Origin of the sequence: Rhizobium sp. 007 (assembly GCF_015353075.1) — a bacterium.
Taxonomy (GTDB): domain Bacteria; phylum Pseudomonadota; class Alphaproteobacteria; order Rhizobiales; family Rhizobiaceae; genus Rhizobium.
Window position 1 is genome coordinate 3,889,699 of the sequence record NZ_CP064187.1, and the last position, 19,017, is coordinate 3,908,715.

16 protein-coding genes are annotated in these 19,017 nt (G+C 56.9%); 5 read left to right on the plus strand and 11 right to left on the minus strand.

Annotated features, from left to right (window positions below):
* The first annotated feature begins 173 nt into the window (after positions 1-173).
* Positions 174-881 carry a DUF1013 domain-containing protein gene (locus tag ISN39_RS18960; protein ID WP_022719513.1) on the plus strand — a complete coding sequence of 236 codons (708 nt, stop codon included), beginning with the start codon at positions 174-176 and terminating at the stop codon, positions 879-881.
* Positions 882-952: 71 nt separating this feature from the next.
* Here the strand turns inward: ISN39_RS18960 and ISN39_RS18965 are convergent, their stop codons facing one another.
* From ISN39_RS18965 to ISN39_RS18975, 3 genes are all read right to left on the minus strand, one after another.
* On the minus strand, positions 953-1,858 hold the full coding sequence (locus ISN39_RS18965; RefSeq protein ID WP_092586560.1) for a flagellin: 906 nt from the start codon (positions 1,856-1,858) through the stop codon (positions 953-955).
* Positions 1,859-2,032: 174 nt separating this feature from the next.
* Complete coding sequence (locus tag ISN39_RS18970) at positions 2,033-3,943, minus strand: propionyl-CoA synthetase (RefSeq protein ID WP_194728502.1); 1,911 nt, start codon at positions 3,941-3,943, stop codon at positions 2,033-2,035.
* An 83-nt stretch (positions 3,944-4,026) separates the two neighbouring features.
* A complete protein-coding gene (locus ISN39_RS18975; protein WP_194728503.1) occupies positions 4,027-4,686 on the minus strand; it encodes a YggS family pyridoxal phosphate-dependent enzyme in 660 nt (219 codons plus the stop codon).
* Positions 4,687-4,884: 198 nt separating this feature from the next.
* Between ISN39_RS18975 and leuS the strand changes: the two genes are divergently transcribed.
* Genes leuS through holA form a run of 3 tightly spaced genes read left to right on the plus strand, consistent with a single transcriptional unit; the run spans position 4,885 to position 9,074 of the window.
* Positions 4,885-7,515: a leucine--tRNA ligase gene (gene leuS / locus ISN39_RS18980; RefSeq protein ID WP_194728504.1), complete on the plus strand. Its 2,631-nt coding sequence runs from the start codon at positions 4,885-4,887 to the stop codon at positions 7,513-7,515.
* Complete coding sequence (gene lptE / locus ISN39_RS18985) at positions 7,505-8,026, plus strand: LPS assembly lipoprotein LptE (protein ID WP_194728505.1); 522 nt, start codon at positions 7,505-7,507, stop codon at positions 8,024-8,026. Before leuS ends, lptE begins: the two co-directional genes overlap by 11 nt.
* A 10-nt stretch (positions 8,027-8,036) precedes the next feature.
* On the plus strand, positions 8,037-9,074 hold the full coding sequence (gene holA / locus ISN39_RS18990; RefSeq protein WP_074070093.1) for a DNA polymerase III subunit delta: 1,038 nt from the start codon (positions 8,037-8,039) through the stop codon (positions 9,072-9,074).
* A gap of 3 nt (positions 9,075-9,077) precedes the next feature.
* Here the strand turns inward: holA and ISN39_RS18995 are convergent, their stop codons facing one another.
* The 8 genes from ISN39_RS18995 to hemE all read right to left on the minus strand — a co-directional run bounded on the left by ISN39_RS18995 (position 9,078) and on the right by hemE (position 17,787).
* Positions 9,078-9,962, minus strand: coding sequence for a ParB/RepB/Spo0J family partition protein (locus tag ISN39_RS18995; protein WP_194728506.1), 885 nt, complete (start codon positions 9,960-9,962; stop codon positions 9,078-9,080).
* Between the two features lie 19 nt (positions 9,963-9,981).
* Positions 9,982-10,776 carry a ParA family protein gene (locus ISN39_RS19000; protein ID WP_194728507.1) on the minus strand — a complete coding sequence of 265 codons (795 nt, stop codon included), beginning with the start codon at positions 10,774-10,776 and terminating at the stop codon, positions 9,982-9,984.
* Positions 10,777-10,795: 19 nt separating this feature from the next.
* The gene (gene rsmG / locus ISN39_RS19005; protein WP_194728508.1) at positions 10,796-11,413 is read right to left on the minus strand and encodes a 16S rRNA (guanine(527)-N(7))-methyltransferase RsmG; all 618 of its coding nucleotides are present in this window, start codon (positions 11,411-11,413) and stop codon (positions 10,796-10,798) included.
* A gap of 21 nt (positions 11,414-11,434) precedes the next feature.
* Complete coding sequence (gene mnmG, locus ISN39_RS19010) at positions 11,435-13,309, minus strand: tRNA uridine-5-carboxymethylaminomethyl(34) synthesis enzyme MnmG (protein WP_194728509.1); 1,875 nt, start codon at positions 13,307-13,309, stop codon at positions 11,435-11,437.
* Positions 13,310-13,346: 37 nt separating this feature from the next.
* Positions 13,347-14,663, minus strand: coding sequence for a tRNA uridine-5-carboxymethylaminomethyl(34) synthesis GTPase MnmE (mnmE, locus tag ISN39_RS19015; protein ID WP_194728510.1), 1,317 nt, complete (start codon positions 14,661-14,663; stop codon positions 13,347-13,349).
* 90 nt (positions 14,664-14,753) lie between these two features.
* Positions 14,754-16,019: a transcription termination factor Rho gene (gene rho / locus ISN39_RS19020; protein ID WP_022718404.1), complete on the minus strand. Its 1,266-nt coding sequence runs from the start codon at positions 16,017-16,019 to the stop codon at positions 14,754-14,756.
* A gap of 193 nt (positions 16,020-16,212) precedes the next feature.
* A complete protein-coding gene (hemJ, locus tag ISN39_RS19025; protein ID WP_074070477.1) occupies positions 16,213-16,749 on the minus strand; it encodes a protoporphyrinogen oxidase HemJ in 537 nt (178 codons plus the stop codon).
* A gap of 3 nt (positions 16,750-16,752) precedes the next feature.
* Entirely contained in the window at positions 16,753-17,787 is a 1,035-nt protein-coding gene (hemE, locus tag ISN39_RS19030; protein ID WP_194728511.1) for a uroporphyrinogen decarboxylase, read from the minus strand.
* Positions 17,788-18,189: 402 nt separating this feature from the next.
* Between hemE and ISN39_RS19035 the strand changes: the two genes are divergently transcribed.
* On the plus strand, positions 18,190-19,011 hold the full coding sequence (locus ISN39_RS19035) for a pyruvate, water dikinase regulatory protein (RefSeq protein ID WP_074066108.1): 822 nt from the start codon (positions 18,190-18,192) through the stop codon (positions 19,009-19,011).
* Positions 19,012-19,017: the final 6 nt, after the last annotated feature.

Consider the following 19,017-nt stretch of genomic DNA (forward strand, 5'->3'; position numbering starts at 1 on the left):
TCGATTTAGGCATTCATAGCAGGTCAAAAGCACCCGGCAATTAGACAAAGGTCATTTCATTCCTGATCAATTGCAATTCTGCGTCACTCCAGTTATATAGCGCCATATTTCCGGATATTATGGTGATATCCACGGACCGCGACACCGGCGCGGACGACAGAAGGACTATATCCATGGCTCAACAATTGCTCATGCCGAAGGCGACCGCCATCTGGCTCGTCGACAATACGGCGCTGTCTTTCGATCAGATCGCCCAGTTCTGCAAGCTGCATCCGCTCGAGGTGAAAGCAATTGCCGACGGCGAGGCAGCGCAGGGCATCAAGGGCCTGGACCCGATCTCGACCGGCCAGCTTTCACGCGATGAAATCGCCCGCGCCGAAGCAAACCCGAACCACAAGCTGAAACTCTCGGAGCCGAAGGTTCGCGTTCCCGAATCCAAGCGCCGTGGTCCGCGTTACACGCCTGTTTCCAAGCGCCAGGACCGTCCGAATGCCATTCTCTGGCTCGTTCGCAATCACCCAGAGCTGAAGGATGCTCAGATTTCACGCCTCGTCGGCACGACGAAATCGACGATCGAGCAGATTCGTGAACGCACGCATTGGAACTCGGCCAACCTGACGCCGATGGATCCGGTCACGCTCGGCCTCTGCAGCCAGATCGACCTCGATATGGAAGTGGAAAAGGCATCCAGGGGCCGGCCACTGCCGACCGCCGCCGAACTCGGCGCCACGCTGCAGTCCGCCCAGGAAACTGAGCGCATGAGCCCGAATTTCGAACGCGAAGAAGAGCGCGAAATCGACGCCGATGCCGTCTTTGCCAAGCTCAAGTCTCTGAAGTCTTCCTCCAAGGATAAGGATGAAGACGAAGACGATCGCTTCTGACCTGTTTGCATAAAGCGAAAAGACCCGCCGGAGCGATCCGGCGGGTCTTTTGTTTTCTGCTGTTGCCGCGTTTAGCTGCGGAAGAGCGACAGGATGTTCTGAGATGCCGAGTTCGCAATCGACAGAGATTGGATTGCAAGCTGCTGCTGCGTCTGAAGAGCGGTCAGCTTGGAAGATTCTTCTTCCATGTCGGCGTCGACAAGGCGGCCGATGCCGGAGTCGATCGAGTCGCTCAAAGTCGAGACGAAATCTTCCTGCAGTTGGATGCGAGTGGAGATCGAGCCGAGCTGTGCACCGGCGCTGGTCATCGCCTTCAGAGCGGATTCGACAGCCGTCAGCGCAAGACCGACGTCATCTGTAGTGAAATTGGTGATGTCCATCTTATAGACGGAGCCGATCGTACCGTTCGAGGTGCCGATAATACCCGTGGACGTTTCGATCAGGCCTCCGCTCATGCCGAACAGGACGTTGCCGACCGAGGTATCGTCGAGGATATATTCAGTCTGTTTGACGGATACAGCGTTCGAGCCATCGCGAACGAAGGTCGAAACGACGCTCTTCGTACCCTCGCCGGCGACCCAGTTCTCACCGGAGAAGGAAGCAGACTGAGCAATGCTCAGCAGCTGAGCCTGAAGCTGGGAAATCTCTTCCTGAACCTTGGCCTTGTCGACGCCCTTTTCGGTAGCGGCAACCAGCTTGGCCTTGATTTCGGAAACAATATCGATGGCGCTGTCCATCGCGGCATAGGCCGTGTCGACCTTGGCGGCACCGAGGCCGAGAGCGTCGGAAACAGCCGAAAGCGCCTTGTTGTCCGAACGCATGGTCGTTGCAATCGACCAGTAAGCGGCATTGTCAGCGGCCTTGCCGACGCGCAGGCCGGACGAAACGTGGTCCTGGGTTTCCTTGAGGCTCTGGTTTACACCGCGAAGGGTCTGCAGTGCCGCCATTGCGGCAGTGTTCGTTAGAATGCTTGACATCGCTTTTTGTCCAATTCGCTTGGGTGAAAGGGCATTCCGGCCGAGGCCGAGAGCGGCGGTGCTTCATGCTCACCTGCAACAGGTGTCCGTGCGCCGAACCTAGCGAAAACATGGTTAACAACTCGTCAACGCTGGTTACATCTCGTCAACGAATCTTACCGAATAGGTAATTTCCTACATTGGAAGCGAGCCAAAACCCCTGCTGCGCAAGGCCTCCGCGATTTCATGCAGAATGGCCGGATCGTCGATGGTCGCCGGCATTTTCCATGGTTCGCCGTCCGCGATCTTCTGCATTGTGCCACGCAGGATCTTGCCCGAACGGGTCTTCGGCAGACGTTTGACGACAATCGCCGTCTTGAATGCGGCCACCGGACCGATCTGGTCGCGAATCAGTTTGACGACCTCTGCTTCAATCGTTGCCTTCGCCTTCGTGACGTTCTTCTTGAGCACAAGGAAGCCGCAAGGCACCTGCCCCTTGAGCGGATCGGCAATACCGACGACGGCGCACTCTGCAACATCCGGATGCTTTGCGCAGACCTCTTCCATTGCTCCTGTCGAAAGCCTGTGGCCCGCACAATTGATGATGTCGTCCGTGCGCGACATGATGAACAGATAGCCGTCGTCATCCACATAACCGGCGTCCGCTGTCTTGTAGTATCCCGGAAATTCCTCGAGATATGCCGTGCGAAAACGCTCGTCTGCCTTCCAGAGTGTCGGCAGACAGCCCGGCGGCAAGGGCAGCTTGGCGACGATGTTGCCGAGCGTGCCGGGTGGCACCTGATGTCCTGCGTCGTCGAGAACCTGGATCTCGTAACCAGGCACCGGCACGGACGCTGATCCGTGCTTTACTGGAAGCCCACCGAGACCGAGTGGATTTGCAGCGACCGGCCAGCCGGTTTCCGTCTGCCACCAATGATCGACGACGGGAACCTTAAGCATCTTTTCCGCCCATTTGAGAGTTTCGGGATCGGCTCGCTCACCCGCAAGAAAAAGCGCCCGGAAATGCGGGTTCGAATAGTGGCGCACGAACTCGCCATCGGCATCTTCCCGGCGAATTGCGCGGAAGGCTGTCGGAGCGGTAAAGAGAACACGCACATCGTATTCGCAAATCACGCGCCAGAACGCGCCGGCGTCGGGTGTGCCGACGGGTTTGCCCTCAAAGATTACAGTCGCCACACCCGCAAGCAACGGCGCATAGACGATATAGGAATGACCAACCACCCAGCCGATATCGGAGGCTGCCCAGAAAACTTCGCCGGGTTTCATTGCGTAGATGTTCGCCATCGACCAGTGCAGCGCGACCATATGCCCGCCATTGTCGCGGACGACGCCTTTCGGCTGACCGGTGGTGCCGGATGTGTAAAGGATATAGAGCGGATCGATCGCTTTGACGGCTACGCAAGGAATGCTCCTGCCATGGTGAAGCGCTACGGCCTCTTGGAAAGCATGATCGCGCCCAGGCACAAGTTCGGCCGTCAGTTGCGGCCTTTGCAGAACGAGGCAATGTGCGGGCTTTGATTTCGCCGCAGCGATGGCCTGATCGACAAGCGGCTTGTAAGCCACGACACGGCCGGGCTCCAATCCGCAGCTGGCAGTGACCACGAGCTTTGCGCCTGAATCATCGATGCGAGCCGCAAGTTCGTTGGCAGCAAACCCTCCAAAAACCACGGAGTGGATGGCGCCGATGCGAGCGCAGGCAAGCATGGAGAAAATGGCTTCGGGCACCATCGGCATGTAGATGATGACACGATCGCCTTTGCCGATGCCGAACGCTTGAAAGGTCGCCGCGATTGCCTGCACTTCGCCAAGCGCTTCCTCGTAACTAAAACGTGCCTTGGCGCCACTCATGGCACTGTCGAAGATGATGGCTGTTTCCGTGCCGCGGCCTGCCAACACATGGCGGTCCAGGCAATTGTAACAGGTGTTGGTCTCACCGTCTGCGAACCAGCGGCCGTAAACGCCCTGTGATGGCGAGAAGACCCGCTGCGGCTCCTTGAACCAGGTGATCGCTCTTGAAGCATCGCGCCAGAATGCTTCCGGATCGCTCTTCCAGCTCGCATAGACCTGATGATAGCTGCTCTGCATTTGCTCCTCCCCAGGACATGCACGCCGTGTGGCGAGTTTAGGCGAGGGGAGGCTGGACCGGAAGCCCGACGAAAGCAGAAGGACTAACGCGCGCCGAAAATGGCGGACCCGACGCGCACGCTCGTCGCACCGAAGGCCACGGCCGTTTCGTAGTCCCCGGACATGCCCATGGAGAGTTTTTCTACACCGCATTTTCCTGCGATCTTAGCCAGCAGAGCAAAATGCGGACCGGGATTTTCCTCGGCTGGGGGAATGCACATCAGGCCTTCGATCGAAAGGCCGAGCTCATTCCGGCAGAAATCGACGAATGCGGGTGTATCGGCGGGCGCAATACCGGCCTTTTGCGGTTCTAAACCGCTATTAACCTGGACATAGAGCCGAACGGTCTTGCCTTGCCGTTTCATTTCCCCGGCGATTGCGCGGGCGATCTTTTCACGATCGACGGTTTCTATGACATCAAAGAGCGCAACGGCATCGGTTGCCTTATTCGATTGCAGCGGCCCGATAAGGTGCAGCTCGATGCCGGGCGTCTCGGTCTTGAGTTCCGGCCATTTGCCTTGGCTTTCCTGAACGCGGTTCTCGCCGAAAATGCGCTGACCAGCCGCAATCGCGGGGCGGATGGCCTCCGCATCGAAGGTCTTCGACACGGCAACGAGTTGAACCGATCCGGCAGGACGCTGAGACTGACGCTCGGCTGCCGAAATGCGCGCGCGAACATCGTTCAACCGCTCTTGAAGTTCCATTATCTTATCCCGACATGTCCGCATAAGGCGGATGGCATGCACTAACCGCGCCTGACATTCTTGCCAAGGCCCTGTCTGCCAAAAAGCAGTTTGCTGCGAGGGAGGGACGCTTGTAGTACCCGCAAAACTTGACGCTACAGCGGTTTCATGGTGAAGGTCACCACCAACCTCCCCTGATTTTCCGGAAATTCGAATACCATGGCTACCGAACGTTATAATCCGCGCGATGCCGAGCCCCGCTGGCAGCAAAAATGGAACGAGGCGAAGGTCTTTGAGACCGACAACGCCGATCCGCGCGAAAAATACTATGTCCTTGAAATGTTTCCCTATCCGTCGGGCCGAATTCACATGGGCCATGTGCGCAACTACGCCATGGGTGACGTCGTGGCCCGTTACAAGCGGGCCCGGGGTTTCAATGTCCTGCACCCGATGGGCTGGGATGCCTTCGGGATGCCGGCGGAAAACGCTGCCATGGAGCGCGGCGTCCATCCGGCGTCCTGGACCTACCAGAATATCGACTCGATGAAATCGCAGTTGAAGGCCATGGGGCTTTCGCTCGATTGGAGCCGGGAATTTGCCACCTGCGACGTGGAATACTACCAGCATCAGCAGCATCTTTTCCTGGATTTCCTGGAGAAAGGCCTGGTCTACCGGAAGCAGTCGAAAGTCAATTGGGACCCGGTCGACAATACCGTGCTTGCCAATGAACAGGTTATCGACGGCCGCGGCTGGCGTTCGGGTGCTCTGGTCGAGCAGCGGGAACTCACGCAGTGGTTCTTCAAGATAACCGATTTCAGCCAGGATCTGCTTGACGCTCTGGATACACTCGACCAGTGGCCCGAGAAAGTTCGTCTGATGCAGAAGAACTGGATCGGCCGCTCCGAGGGTCTGATGATCCGCTGGGAAATCGTGCCGCAGACGGCGCCTGCCGGCGAAACCGAGGTGACGGTTTATACCACACGTCCCGACACGCTGTTTGGCGCCTCGTTCCTTGCGATCGCAGCTGACCACCCCCTGGCAAAGGATGCTGCCGCGGCAAATCCAGCTCTCGAAGCCTTCTGCGAAGAATGCCGCCGGGCTGGCACCTCGCTGGCAGCTCTTGAGACGGCCGAGAAGAAGGGCATGGATACCGGTATCCGGGTCAAACATCCGCTTGATTCATCGTGGGAACTTCCGGTCTATATCGCGAATTTCGTGCTGATGGACTATGGCACGGGCGCTATTTTCGGCTGCCCGTCCGGCGACCAGCGAGACCTCGATTTCGCGCGCAAATATGGTTTGCCCATTGTTCCGGTGGTCATGCCGAAGGACGGCGATGCCGCAACCTTCACGATCGGTGACACCGCCTACGACGGCGACGGCGTGATGATCAACTCCCGCTTCCTTGACGGCAAACCGACGGACGAAGCCTTCAGGATCGTTGCCGACCGCCTGTCGGGCACGATGCTCGGCAATGTGCCACAGGGCGAACGCAAGGTGAATTTCCGCCTGCGCGACTGGGGCATTTCGCGCCAGCGCTATTGGGGCTGCCCGATCCCGGTCATCCATTGCGATGCCTGCGGTGTCGTGCCGGTTCCGAAGAAGGACCTGCCCGTGAAGCTGCCGGCAGACGTAACCTTCGATCAGCCAGGCAATCCGCTCGACCGCCACCCGACCTGGCGGCATGTCGCCTGCCCAACCTGCGGCAAGGACGCACGGCGCGAAACGGACACGATGGACACCTTCGTCGATTCGAGTTGGTACTTCACGCGCTTTACGGCACCTTGGGAAGGTGTCCCCTCCAATCCGGCCGTCGCAAACCGTTGGCTTCCCGTCGATCAGTATATCGGCGGCATCGAACATGCCATTCTGCATCTGCTCTATTCGCGTTTCTTCACGCGTGCGATGCGCGAGACCGGCCATGTTGACGTCAAGGAGCCATTCAAGGGCCTCTTTACCCAGGGCATGGTCGTCCATGAGACTTACAGCCGCGGTTCGGGCATGATCCGCGACTGGGTGGCGCCTGCAGATATCCGTATCGAAGAGATCGAGGGCAAACGTCGCGCCTTCCTGCTGGAAGGGGGCGAGGAGGTCTCAATTGGATCGATCGAGAAAATGTCGAAGTCCAAGAAGAACGTCGTCGATCCGGATGACATCATAGCTTCCTACGGCGCTGACACGGCGCGGTTCTTCGTTCTCTCGGATTCACCGCCCGAGCGTGATGTGATCTGGTCAGAAGCAGGTGTCGAAGGGGCACATCGCTTCACGCAGCGCCTCTGGCGCTTGATTTCCGAAGCATCCGAAGCCCTGGCTTCCATATCGCCGAATCCGGCTAAGGATGGAGATGCGCTTTCGATCTCCCAGGCAGCCCATAAAACCTTGAAGGCTGTCCAGAACGACTACGACAAGCTTTGGTTCAACAAGGCCGTCGCGCGCATCTATGAACTCGTGAATATTTTGTCAGGCCCGCTGGCGAAAGTAGCCGCAGGCGAGGGCGACGTCGCCTATTGCGCCGCTGTTCGTAACGCGGCGGAAATTCTGGTTCAGCTCGTTGCACCCATGACGCCGCACCTGGCGGAAGAATGCTGGGCGGCGCTTGGCAACAGCGAGATGCTCGCCCGCACCCCTTGGCCCGTCTATGACGAAGCTCTGGTCGTGGAGAATGACGTCGTGTTGCCGGTCCAGATCAATGGCAAGAAACGCGCCGAATTGACAATTTCTAAAGACGCAGATCAGAATGCCGTGACACAGGCGGTCTTGAAACTCGACGCCGTCATCAATGCGATGAACGGTCAGGCGCCGAAGAAAATTATTGTGGTTCCGCAAAGGATTGTGAACATTGTCGTTTGATATCGCTCCCAGGCTCGCACGCGGCGCCGCAATCACCGCCGTCCTTGCGTTTGCGGCCTTGCTCTCCGCCTGCCAGGTTCGTCCCCTTTACTCGGAAACGTCAGGAGTTGCCGGGAAGCTCGCTTCCGTCGGTTTTTCGGACGCAACGACTCGTGTCGAACAGGAAGTTCGCAACCGACTGATCTTCCTTGCTACGCGCGGCGCCGGCGAGCCCGTCAAGCCGGCCTACGAGGTAGAGCTTCATGTGCGGTCTGATGTCGTTGACGCACTTCTTGTCGAATCTTCCGACGAGTCGCGCGCCGGTCGCGTGACCGTCAGCGTGGATTACACGCTGCAGGCGACGGCGGACGGCCAGGTCATCAAGTCGGGTAACCGCTACGCCACGGCGCTTGTCGATTTCCCGATCCAACAGTTTGCCAAGCAGCGCGCAATCCGCGATGCCGAGAACCGCGCGGCACGCGAGGCTGCCGAGCTTGTCGGCTTGGATATTGCCGGCGCGCTCGGTCGCTGAGGAAAAGGGTGTGGCGGAAATTAAATCTCACGAATTTGAAGGCTTTCTTCAACGTTCGGTTTCCGCCTACCGCATCTTCGTCATCTACGGGCCGGATCGTGGCCTGGTTTCCGAACGGGCGGGGCAAATAGCCGGTAAAAGCAGCGTTGCTCTGGATGATCCTTTTTCGCTTGTCAAACTCGACATCGGCGACCTACAGAAGGATCCCGGGCGCCTGCTGGATGAGGCGGGTACTATCGGGCTTTTCGGAGGAGAAAAACTCCTTTGGGTACGGGGCGCGGCGAATGAAAAATATCTGGTCGACGCCCTCGACCACCTTTCCCAAAAGCCGCTCGACGCAACGTCCATCATCGTCGAAGCCGGAGATCTGAAGAAGGGCTCTCTTCTTCGCAAGCTTGCCGAAGGCACGCGCAGCATCGTTGCGATCCCCTGTTATTCGGATGATGCACGCGCCTTGAATGGTTTGATCGACAATGAGTTGGCATCGGAAGGCCTGCGCATCACGCCTGCCGCACGGCAGGCTTTGATCGGACTAATCGGCGGTGATCGCATCGCTTCACGCAATGAGGTCAGAAAACTCGCCCTCTACTGCCGCGGCATGGAGACGATCGAGGAACATCATGTGACCGAGATTATCGGCGACGCCAGCGCCATTTCGGTCGACGACGCCGTGGACGCCATTTTAAGCGGAAACACCGGGAATTTCCTGCATGCCATGCAGAAGATCACGACATCCAAGACGGCTGTCTTCCTCGTCATCCAAGCTTGCCTGAAACAGTTTCAGCTTCTGGACGCGATGCGCGCAGAAATGGACGAAAAGCGGCTTCAGACAGCTCAGGTTATGCAGACCCATGGTCGCCATCTACATTTCCGGCGCAAACCGATTATCGAACAGGCGCTACGCACCTGGAATGCCGACGCCATCAGCCGTGAAACAAGCAGGCTGCAGTCGGCGATCCTGCAGACAAGAAGGCGTCAGAGCCTGGAGGACAGCATCGCGCTGCAAACATTGCTGTCCACAACGCTTCAAAGCGGGCGAAAAGGCTAAGGTTTACCGCCGCTCAAGGAGCCGGCAGATTTCTTCAAGCTGCTCCAGCGATTTATAGGCAATGCGGATCTGGCCCCCGCTGGACTTGTGATTGATGGTAACATCAAGGCCAAGTGTATCGGAAAGCGTGCGCTCGAGCGCCAGTGTATCAGAATCCTTCTGATCACGTGGAGCAGCCGCACGCTGCGGCTCGGATTGCGCCTTGATATCGTTCTGCGCGAGCTTTTCGGCATCGCGGACGGACATTCCCTTCGAGACGATCGTGCGGGCAAGGGCCGTCGGATCCGATGTTGGAACCAGTGCACGTGCATGCCCCGCCGACAGACTGCCGGCGGCAAGAAAGTCACGGACAGGCTCTGGAAGCTTGAGCAGGCGCAGAGAATTTGCGACATGGCTTCGGCTTTTGCCGATGATCTCGCCCAGGTCGTTCTGAGTATAGCCGTATTCGGCGATAAGCTGCTCGTAACCCAACGCCTCTTCGAGGGGGTTGAGATCCGATCGCTGAACATTCTCGACGATCGCAATCTCTAGCGCCGTCTTGTCGTCGACATCGCGGATGATCACCGGAATTTCGACAAGGCCCGCGAGCTGGGCAGCGCGCCATCTTCTTTCGCCGGCTATTATTTCATATTGGTTTGTTGCAAGCGTACGAACAACGATTGGCTGGACGATGCCATGCTGGCGAATAGAGCTGGCAAGATCGTGCAACTCGCTATCATCAAAAAAGCGCCGCGGATTGCGCGGGTTCCGGCTGACAAATTCGATCGGGATGAGACGGTCTGCACTTACACCGCTCTTTTCACCATCGACAGGCACCGGCTGATCCATTTCGCCGATCAGCGCAGCAAGTCCGCGACCTAAACGTCTCTTCGATATATCGTCATTCATTGCAATACTCACTTGAAGCTTAAGCGGCGAGACGCTGGCGTTCACGCTGGATGACCTCGGAGGCCAGCTGAAGATATGCCTGGCTACCGGCGCATTTCAAATCATAAAGGATCGCAGGCTTACCATATGAGGGCGCTTCGGAAACCCGGACATTGCGCGGGATAAGCGTGTGATAAACTTTCTCGCCGAGATGCGTCCGAACGTCGCTCACCACCTGCTGGGCAAGATTGTTTCGCGCATCGAACATCGTCAGCACGATACCCTGGATTTCCAAACGCGGATTTACCGTTCGCCGCACCTGATCAACCGTCTCCAAGAGCTGACTTAACCCCTCCAATGCGAAGAATTCGCATTGTAACGGAACCAAAACGGAATGTGCCGCAGCCATTGCGTTCATCGTCAACAGGTTGAAAGAAGGCGGGCAGTCCAACAATATATAAGTAAATTCAAAGGCTTGAGGAGTTGTGAGTGCCTTGCGGAGCTTGAATACCCGATCGCTCTGCTGAGCGATTTCCATTTCGATACCGAGCAAATCCATTGTCGATGGCACGATCGAAAGATTTGGGACAGCTGTGGGCAAAGACGCCTCCGTCACCCCGGCCTCGCCAATCAGCAAATCATAAGAAGAGAGTTTGCGATCTTTCCGATCGATCCCGAGACCAGTGCTTGCGTTACCTTGCGGGTCCAGGTCGACGATCAGGACTCGTTCGCCGATGGCAGCCAACGCGGTCGCCAGATTAATGGCGGTGGTCGTCTTTCCAACACCACCTTTTTGATTTGCTATTGTAATAATCCGGTTTCGTTCAAAGGCCATGGCCGCATCATCCGAACTGTTAAACCAAGCGTTGGAGATTGAAGATCTCGAGAATGACCGAATCTCGCTCGACAACGCTTCGGTGTTCTAGCAGATCAAAACGCCATCGACCACGTGCCTTGGCAATTTCAGCAGCGTAATCCCGGCCTTTATGAAAAAATGCACGGGTATTTCTATTGCGAAGCATCCAGGGCTCCGCAAAGTCGCATAGTTTATCGAGATCGGCGAGGGCCCGTGCGGAGATAGCCTCGCAGGACGGGACAATATCCGGTCCATCCTCAATGCGGATCGAATGCACAGAACCGCGTGCGCCCGTCTCGCGAAGGGCCAACCTGAGGAAAGACGCTTTCTTGTTGTTGCTTTCAATAAGATGAGCCCATCCATCACCAAGCTCGGCCAGAAAGATAGCGGTGATCACGCCGGGAAATCCGCCGCCGCTACCCATATCCACCCACCGTTTTGGGCCGGGACTCAATTGAAAGATTTGAGCGCTGTCGGCGACGTGTCTTTGCCATGCATCATTCAACGTCGAGGGAGCGGCGAGATTGATGGATTTGGACCACTTGCTAAAGAGAGCAACAAAATGCTCCAGTCTGTCTTGTGTTTCACGTGAAACACTTTGACCGTTCAACTCCATGGAAGACTCTCAAAACGTGTGTTAGGCGACCGACCGCTGTGCAGCCTCTATCTTTCGCAAATGAACGAGCAGAAGAGAGATAGCCGCGGGCGTCATACCATCAATCTTTGCAGCTTGAGCGACACTGAACGGTCGCTGCCTGCCAAGCTTCTGCTTGAGCTCATTCGAAAGGCCAGCAAGCGTGGAGTAGTCGAAATCGTCTGGGATGAGGCGATTCTCGTCACGTTGGATATCAATAATATCCGAAGACTGCCGGCGCATATAGACGGCATATGAAGCTTCGATCTCAACGGCCCGCGCGATCGGCTTGCTCAACGCTTGAAGTTCGGGCCATACATTTGACAGCAGCCCCATGTCGAAATCGGGGTAGGCGAGGAGCTCGTAGGCCGAACGCCTCTGCCCATCCAAATTGATCTTCAAGCCATACTGCCGGGCATCATTCGGCGTAATATGCAATGCCCTCAGCTGTTCTCGCGCACCATCAAGGGCTCCTTTGTATTCGTGGAATTTGGTGCGACGAGCCTCTCCCAGGCATCCGATCTCGTCCGCAATCGGAGTGAGCCGCATATCTGCGTTGTCCGCACGCAGAGAAAGGCGGTATTCCGCGCGTGAGGTGAACATGCGATAGGGCTCGGCAACGCCCCTAGACGTCAGATCGTCAATCATGACGCCGATGTAGGAGTTCGTGCGGCTCAGATAGACCGGTGTTTGGTTGCCTGCCCGGCGCGCGGCATTAAGACCCGCCACGAGCCCTTGGGCCGCTGCCTCCTCGTAACCAGTCGTTCCGTTGATCTGCCCTGCGAGGTAAAGCCCCGGCATTCGCTTCGCTTCGAGAGCAGGCGTCAGCTCACGCGGATCGACGTGATCATATTCGATCGCATAGCCAGGTTGGATGATAGAAACCTTTTCAAGGCCCGGTATCGTACGGATGAAAGCATCCTGCACCTCTGCCGGCAGCGACGTCGAAATGCCATTGGGATAGACGGTATCGTCGTCCAAGCCTTCTGGCTCGAGGAAAATTTGATGCCCGTCCCGCTCGCCGAACTTCACGATTTTGTCTTCGATTGACGGACAATAACGCGGTCCAACGCCCTCGATCTGCCCGGAATACATTGCCGAACGATGCAGGTTGTCCTGAATGAGTTTATGTGTGGCAGCCGTGGTGCGCGTTACCCCACATTCAATCTGGGGATTCGTAATTGCACCGGTCATGAATGAGAATGGCGTTACCTCTTCATCTGCGCCCTGTCGGCCGACAGATGCCCAATCAATCGTTTTTGTGTCAAGACGGGCTGGCGTGCCTGTCTTGAGGCGGCCGAGCCGAAGCCCCAGGCGCGACAATGTTCCAGACAAACCGAGAGACGGATCTTCGCCGACACGGCCCGCCGGGATCTTCTTATCCCCGATATGAATAAGCCCGCGCAAGAAGGTACCTGTCGTAAGAACGACGGCGCCGCAGCTTAGAATCCGGCTATCTTTCATGACGACGCCCGTGATGCGGCCGTCTGATATATCAAGATCAAAGGCATCACCTTCGATAACCTCGATATTATCAATAGCTTCGATTGCTGCTTGCATTGCGGCCCGATAGAGCTTCCGATCGGCTTGGGTGCGCGGGCCGCGGACTGCCGGGCCTTTTTTGCGATTCAGCATCCGGAACTGGATACCCGCGGCATCGGCCATACGACCCATGAGACCGTCCAGCGCATCCACCTCCCGGACCAGGTGGCCTTTACCAAGACCGCCAATCGCAGGGTTGCAGGACATGACCCCGATCGTGTCGCGCCGATGCGTCACCAGGGCAGTGCGCGCGCCGACGCGGGCTGCTGCGCTGGCCGCTTCGCAACCTGCGTGACCACCTCCGATCACAACGACGTCGTATTGATAGACACTCATTTCGCTTTCTCGCACGCTTCCAGATGTTTCACGTGAATCATTTTCCAATGCAAAACTCTGAGAAGATCACATCGAGCAAATTCTCAACATCGACGCGCCCTGTAATCCTGCCCAAGGCGTTGCCTGCGATACGAAGGTTCTCGGCTCTAATATCGAGCTCCGCCGACGGATCCGCCAAAGCTGCCTCGATCGCCTTCAGACATTCCGCAAGCGAATCCTTTTGCCGCTTGCGGCTGGGGATCGCTAGGCTTTGGCTGCTGACCTGCCGCTCCAGCCGCTCGGCGATGGCGGCGCGAAGCGCGACCAATCCCGCATCCGTGACGGCAGATATCGTCAGATCGTAGGCGTCCGGACCATTTCCCGCGGATATATCGGCCTTTGTCCCGACTCGCAAGACTTCCGTATTGGCGATTGGCGGAAGCGCATTCGTACCTTCGGCCATATCCTCGAGATAGAGGACAAGACTCGCTTCAGAGATGACCTGCTCCGCGCGCCGGATACCCTCCCGCTCCACGAGTTCATGTGCTTCCCGCAAACCTGCCGTGTCATAAAGCTTTACGAGGAAGCCATTGATATCGAGATCGACGTGAAGAACATCACGCGTGGTTCCCGCGATGTCCGTCACGATGGCAACCTCTCGCCGAGCAAGCGCATTCATCAGGGTCGATTTTCCGGCATTCGGCGCGCCCGCGATAACGACCTTGAAGCCATCGCGAATAATCTCGCCGGCCTTCGCGTGGGCGAGATGGTTTGCTATCTCTGCCTGTAGGCCGCCAACATCATCCCAGACCAGATCCGATGCCGAACCGGGTACGTCATCTTCATCGGCAAAGTCGAGTTCGGCTTCGATCAGGGCGCGAGCCCGCGTCAATCGTTCCGCCCACGAATCGTATAGTTGGGAAAGCTTTCCCTGGCTATGCTCGACCGCCAGACGTCTTTGCATCTCCGTTTCTGCGGCTATGAGATCGGCCAGACCCTCGATCTCGACGAGGTCGAGTTTGCCGTTTTCAAAAGCCCGACGCGAGAATTCACCTTCGGCCGCCATGCGCACGCCGTCGATCGTCTCCAGTTCCTCGAATAGCGCATTAATGACGGCTCGGCTGCCATGCAGCTGGAGCTCGGCGCAGTCTTCGCCTGTAAAAGACGCCGGAGATGGAAAGAAGAGCACTAAACCGCTATCGATGATTGAACCGTTACGCAAACGAATCGTTCGCAGCGACGCCTTGCGCGGCGGTGGAACGTCGCCGGTCAACAACTGCAGAGCATCGCGCGTCTTCACACCACTGAGGCGGATAACCGCAACGCCGGAGGGGACTGCTCCGCTCGACAGTGCATAGATGGTTTCGTTCGACATCCTCGGTTACTCTGGCCGCGCGGATTCCTCAAAAACCGAAAGCCGGCCACGGAGAATGACCGGCTTCATTATCAGACATCCGGCTATCTATTATGTGTTCATCGACTCGAAGAAATCCGGATTACTCTTCGTCTGCTTCAGCTTGTCGATGAGAAACTCGATCGCGTCGGTCGTTCCCATGGGGGCAAGAATACGTCGAAGCACGAAGATCTTCTGCAGGTCTTGACGCGGGACAAGCAGGTCCTCCTTGCGCGTGCCGGACTTCAGAATATCCATCGCCGGGAAGATGCGCTTGTCCGCTACCTTACGATCGAGAACGATTTCCGAGTTACCGGTGCCCTTGAATTCTTCGAAAATGACTTCATCCATACGGCTGCCGGTATCAATGAGCGCCGTCGCGATAATCGTCAGGGAGCCGCCTTCTTCGATGTTACGGGCAGCGCCGAAGAAGCGCTTCGGCCGTTGCAGAGCGTTTGCATCGACACCACCAGTCAGAACCTTACCGGAGGACGGCACCACGGTGTTGTAGGCGCGTCCGAGGCGCGTGATCGAATCAAGCAGGATGACGACATCGCGCCCGTGTTCGACAAGCCGCTTTGCCTTTTCGATCACCATCTCGGCGACCTGCACGTGACGCACAGCTGGCTCGTCGAATGTGGAAGATATCACTTCGCCGCGCACCGAACGCTGCATGTCCGTCACTTCCTCAGGACGTTCATCGATCAGCAGAACGATAAGGTAGCATTCCGGATGATTTGCAGTGATCGAGTGCGCAATATTCTGCAGAAGAACGGTCTTACCGGTTCTGGGCGGCGCGACGATGAGACCACGCTGGCCCTTACCAAGCGGCGCCACGAGATCGATGACGCGCGAAGACAGATCCTTCGATGTCGGAACGTCGAGTTCCATCTTGAATCGTTCATTCGGATAAAGCGGCGTCAGATTGTCGAAGTGAACCTTATGACGGATCTTTTCCGGATCGTCGAAATTGATCGTGTTCACCTTGAGAAGAGCAAAATAGCGCTCGCCTTCCTTCGGACCGCGGATCGGTCCCTCGACCGTATCGCCAGTTTTAAGCGAGAAGCGGCGGATCTGCGAAGGGGAAATATAGATATCGTCCGGACCCGGCAGATAGTTGGCGTTTGGCGAACGCAGGAAGCCGAAACCATCCTGCAGGACTTCCACGACGCCTTCGCCGATGATCTCGACATCCTGGCTCGCGAGAACCTTCAGGATCGCAAACATCAGTTCTTGTTTGCGCATGGTGCTTGCATTTTCGACCTCGAGCGATTCGGCGAACGCCAGAAGATCGGTCGGGGATTTACTCTTAAGTTCCTGAAGCTTCATTTCAGCCATGAAGTGACCATTACTCTATATTTCGAAGGGGGGAAGGCTATGTTGCGTCGTTTCGGTGTTGCGAAAGGGCTCGCAGACGACTGAACTCAAAACACATGCCACGAAGATGAGATGGGCGGAAAATAGCGACTAAGATAAGACCCCGCAAGGGGGCTTCTAAAAATGAAGTAAATTTAAGCGGCGCCTATTCACGTCAAAACGGCTTAACGACGACAAGGATGACAATCAGGATCATCAGCAGCGTCGGCGCTTCGTTCATGAATCTCCAATACCGCGCTGAGCGTCGGTTTTCGTCACGGGCAAAAGCGGCGACCGCTCGGCTGAAAAACATGTGAACGGCCGTCAGGAGCACGACGAGGGCAAGCTTCACATGCAGCCAGCCGCCCTGAAAACCGTAGACAGACCAAGCCAGATACAAGCCGAAGACCCAAGTCAGCATCATCGCCGGGTTCATGATCACCTTCAGCAGACGTCGCTCCATGATCTTGAAGGTCTCCGACTGCAAGGAACCTGGCTCCGCATCCGTATGGTAGATGAACAGCCGCGGCATGTAGAACAGCCCGGCCATCCAGGAGATCACCGCGATGATGTGCAGCGCCTTGATCCAAAGGTAGAGGTCGTCCGGGTTCCATACGAACAGCCCGACAGCAAGCAGCACAAAGAGGGCGAGGGCAAAATGCGCTCGTCGCCGCGCGTAGCTACCGGGTCGCTGATCCGTCTGCCTTTCCATCATTCAATTCCCGCCGCGGCGAACGCGCTCGACAAGCAGGCGAACATTTTCCGGATCGGCCTGCGGCGTGATTCCATGACCGAGGTTGAAGATCAGCGGCCCGCCACCGAGATGCGCCAAGATTTCGTCGATACCCTCCTCAAGCGCCCGCCCGCCGGCAACAACCCTCATCGGATCAAGGTTACCTTGAACCGCTCCCTCCTTTTGAAGCTCAGCAGCAAATTCAAGCGGCACCGACCAATCAAGGCCAATCGCGTCAGCACCGGTCTTCTGCCTGTAGGTCTTCAAAAGATAGCCCGCACCCTTGGCAAACGAGATGACCCGCGCATTCGGACGCCGTGCCTTGATAGCGGCAATCATCCGAGCAACTGGCTTGACTGCAAAAGCCTCGAATTCCTTTTCCCCAAGAACACCGGCCCAAGAATCGAAAATCTGCACGGCATCAGCACCGGCATCTATTTGCGTCAGCAGATACTCGGCGGAGATATCCGCAAGCAGCATCAACAGCCGTTCAAACGCTTTTGGATACTGGTAGGCGAAAAGCCTCGCAGGCGCGTGGTCAGGTGTTCCGTGGCCCGCAATCATGTAGGTTGCCACCGTCCAGGGCGCACCACAAAAGCCGAGAAGCGTCGTTTCTTCCGGGAGCTCGGCGCGCAACTGCCGCACTGTCTCAAAGACCGGCTTCAGATAGTCGATAACTCCCCCCGCATCCAGACGTGAAATTCCAGCCTCGTCGATCGGGTCCATCTCTGGACCATGGCCTTCCGTAAAACGCACATTGCGCTTCATGGCATCGGGAATGACGAGAATGTCAGAGAAGAGGATCGCCGCGTCGAAGCCGTAGCGGCGGATGGGCTGCAGTGTCACTTCGACAGCGTGTTCCGGTGAATAACAAAGATCGAGGAAGCTGCCGGCCTTTGCACGCGTTTCCCGGTATTCCGGCAGATAACGACCTGCCTGTCTCATAAGCCAGACCGGCGGAGGGGAGAGAGTTTCGCCGTCGAGAACTCTCATGATTTTCCGGCGTGTTTCGCTCAAGCGCTTCGTCCCTATAAAAATCTAAAGATATTTTAAAAGGTTTCTATTTCTTAGAGTCGGTGTCTATCAAGGATTAAAATCCATCCACTGGTGATGCCAAATGTCACGCGCATCAACAATATCGGGACAACATCCACAGCCTTCCATGGCATTTTTTGGAGAACCTCGAATCTAAAAGTGATTCCAAAAACTTGTCTCGAAGGCTGAGGCGTTTCTTTCTGTGGATATCTTGTGTAGTCTAGATGAGCTCTTCAGCGCGGACCACAAATCCACAGGCCGCCCTGCAGTACCCTCCAGAAAATCCGAAATGTGGATAAGGGGCCATGTTTTCCCTTGCCTCAAGCCATGCCGGTCCCTTAGCTCTTTCCCATCCAGTCTTTTCAACAGGCAGCAGAAAATAGCGTGGAGAACCGCACGAACTTCTTCCATCTGCATCTGATTTCTGACTCGACCGGTGAGACTCTGATCTCAGCCGGCCGCGCTGCATCCGCCCAGTTCAAATCTGCCCAAGCGGTCGAACACGTCTATCCGTTGATCCGCAACCGCAAGCAGCTGCTTGCGGTTCTCGATTCGATCGACAACGAGCCAGGCATTGTTCTTTACACCGTCGTCGATCGGGAACTCGCTGCGCTGATCGATGAGAGGTGCGTCGAGATGGGCGTCGCCTCAGTCAATGTGCTTGAGCCTGTGATGGCCGCTTTCCAGCTTTATCTCGGGGCTCCGCTGCGGCGTCGTGTCGGCGCTCAACATGTTATGAATGCCGGCTATTTCGCGCGCATCGAGGCGCTCAACTTCACCATGGATCACGACGACGGGCAAATGCCCGAGGACTACAACGACGCCGACGTCGTCATCATCGGTATCAGCCGTACGTCCAAAACGCCGACGAGCATCTATCTCGCCAATCGCGGCATCAAGACAGCGAACATTCCGATCGTCTATGACGTGCCTTTGCCAGAAGCGCTTTTCACTGCAACGAGGCCGTTGATCGTCTGCCTCATAGCAACGACGGATCGGATATCGCAAGTGCGTGAGAACCGGGTGCTGGGTGCGACGCCCGGCTTCGATCGTGGTCTATATACGGATCGAGCCGCGATCTCCGAAGAACTGAAATATGCCCGCTCGCTCTGTGCGCGGCATAATTGGCCGTTGATCGATGTGACCCGTCGCTCCATCGAAGAGACGGCGGCCGCGATCGTTGCCCTGCGCCCCAAGCTGCGCTAAGCGCTG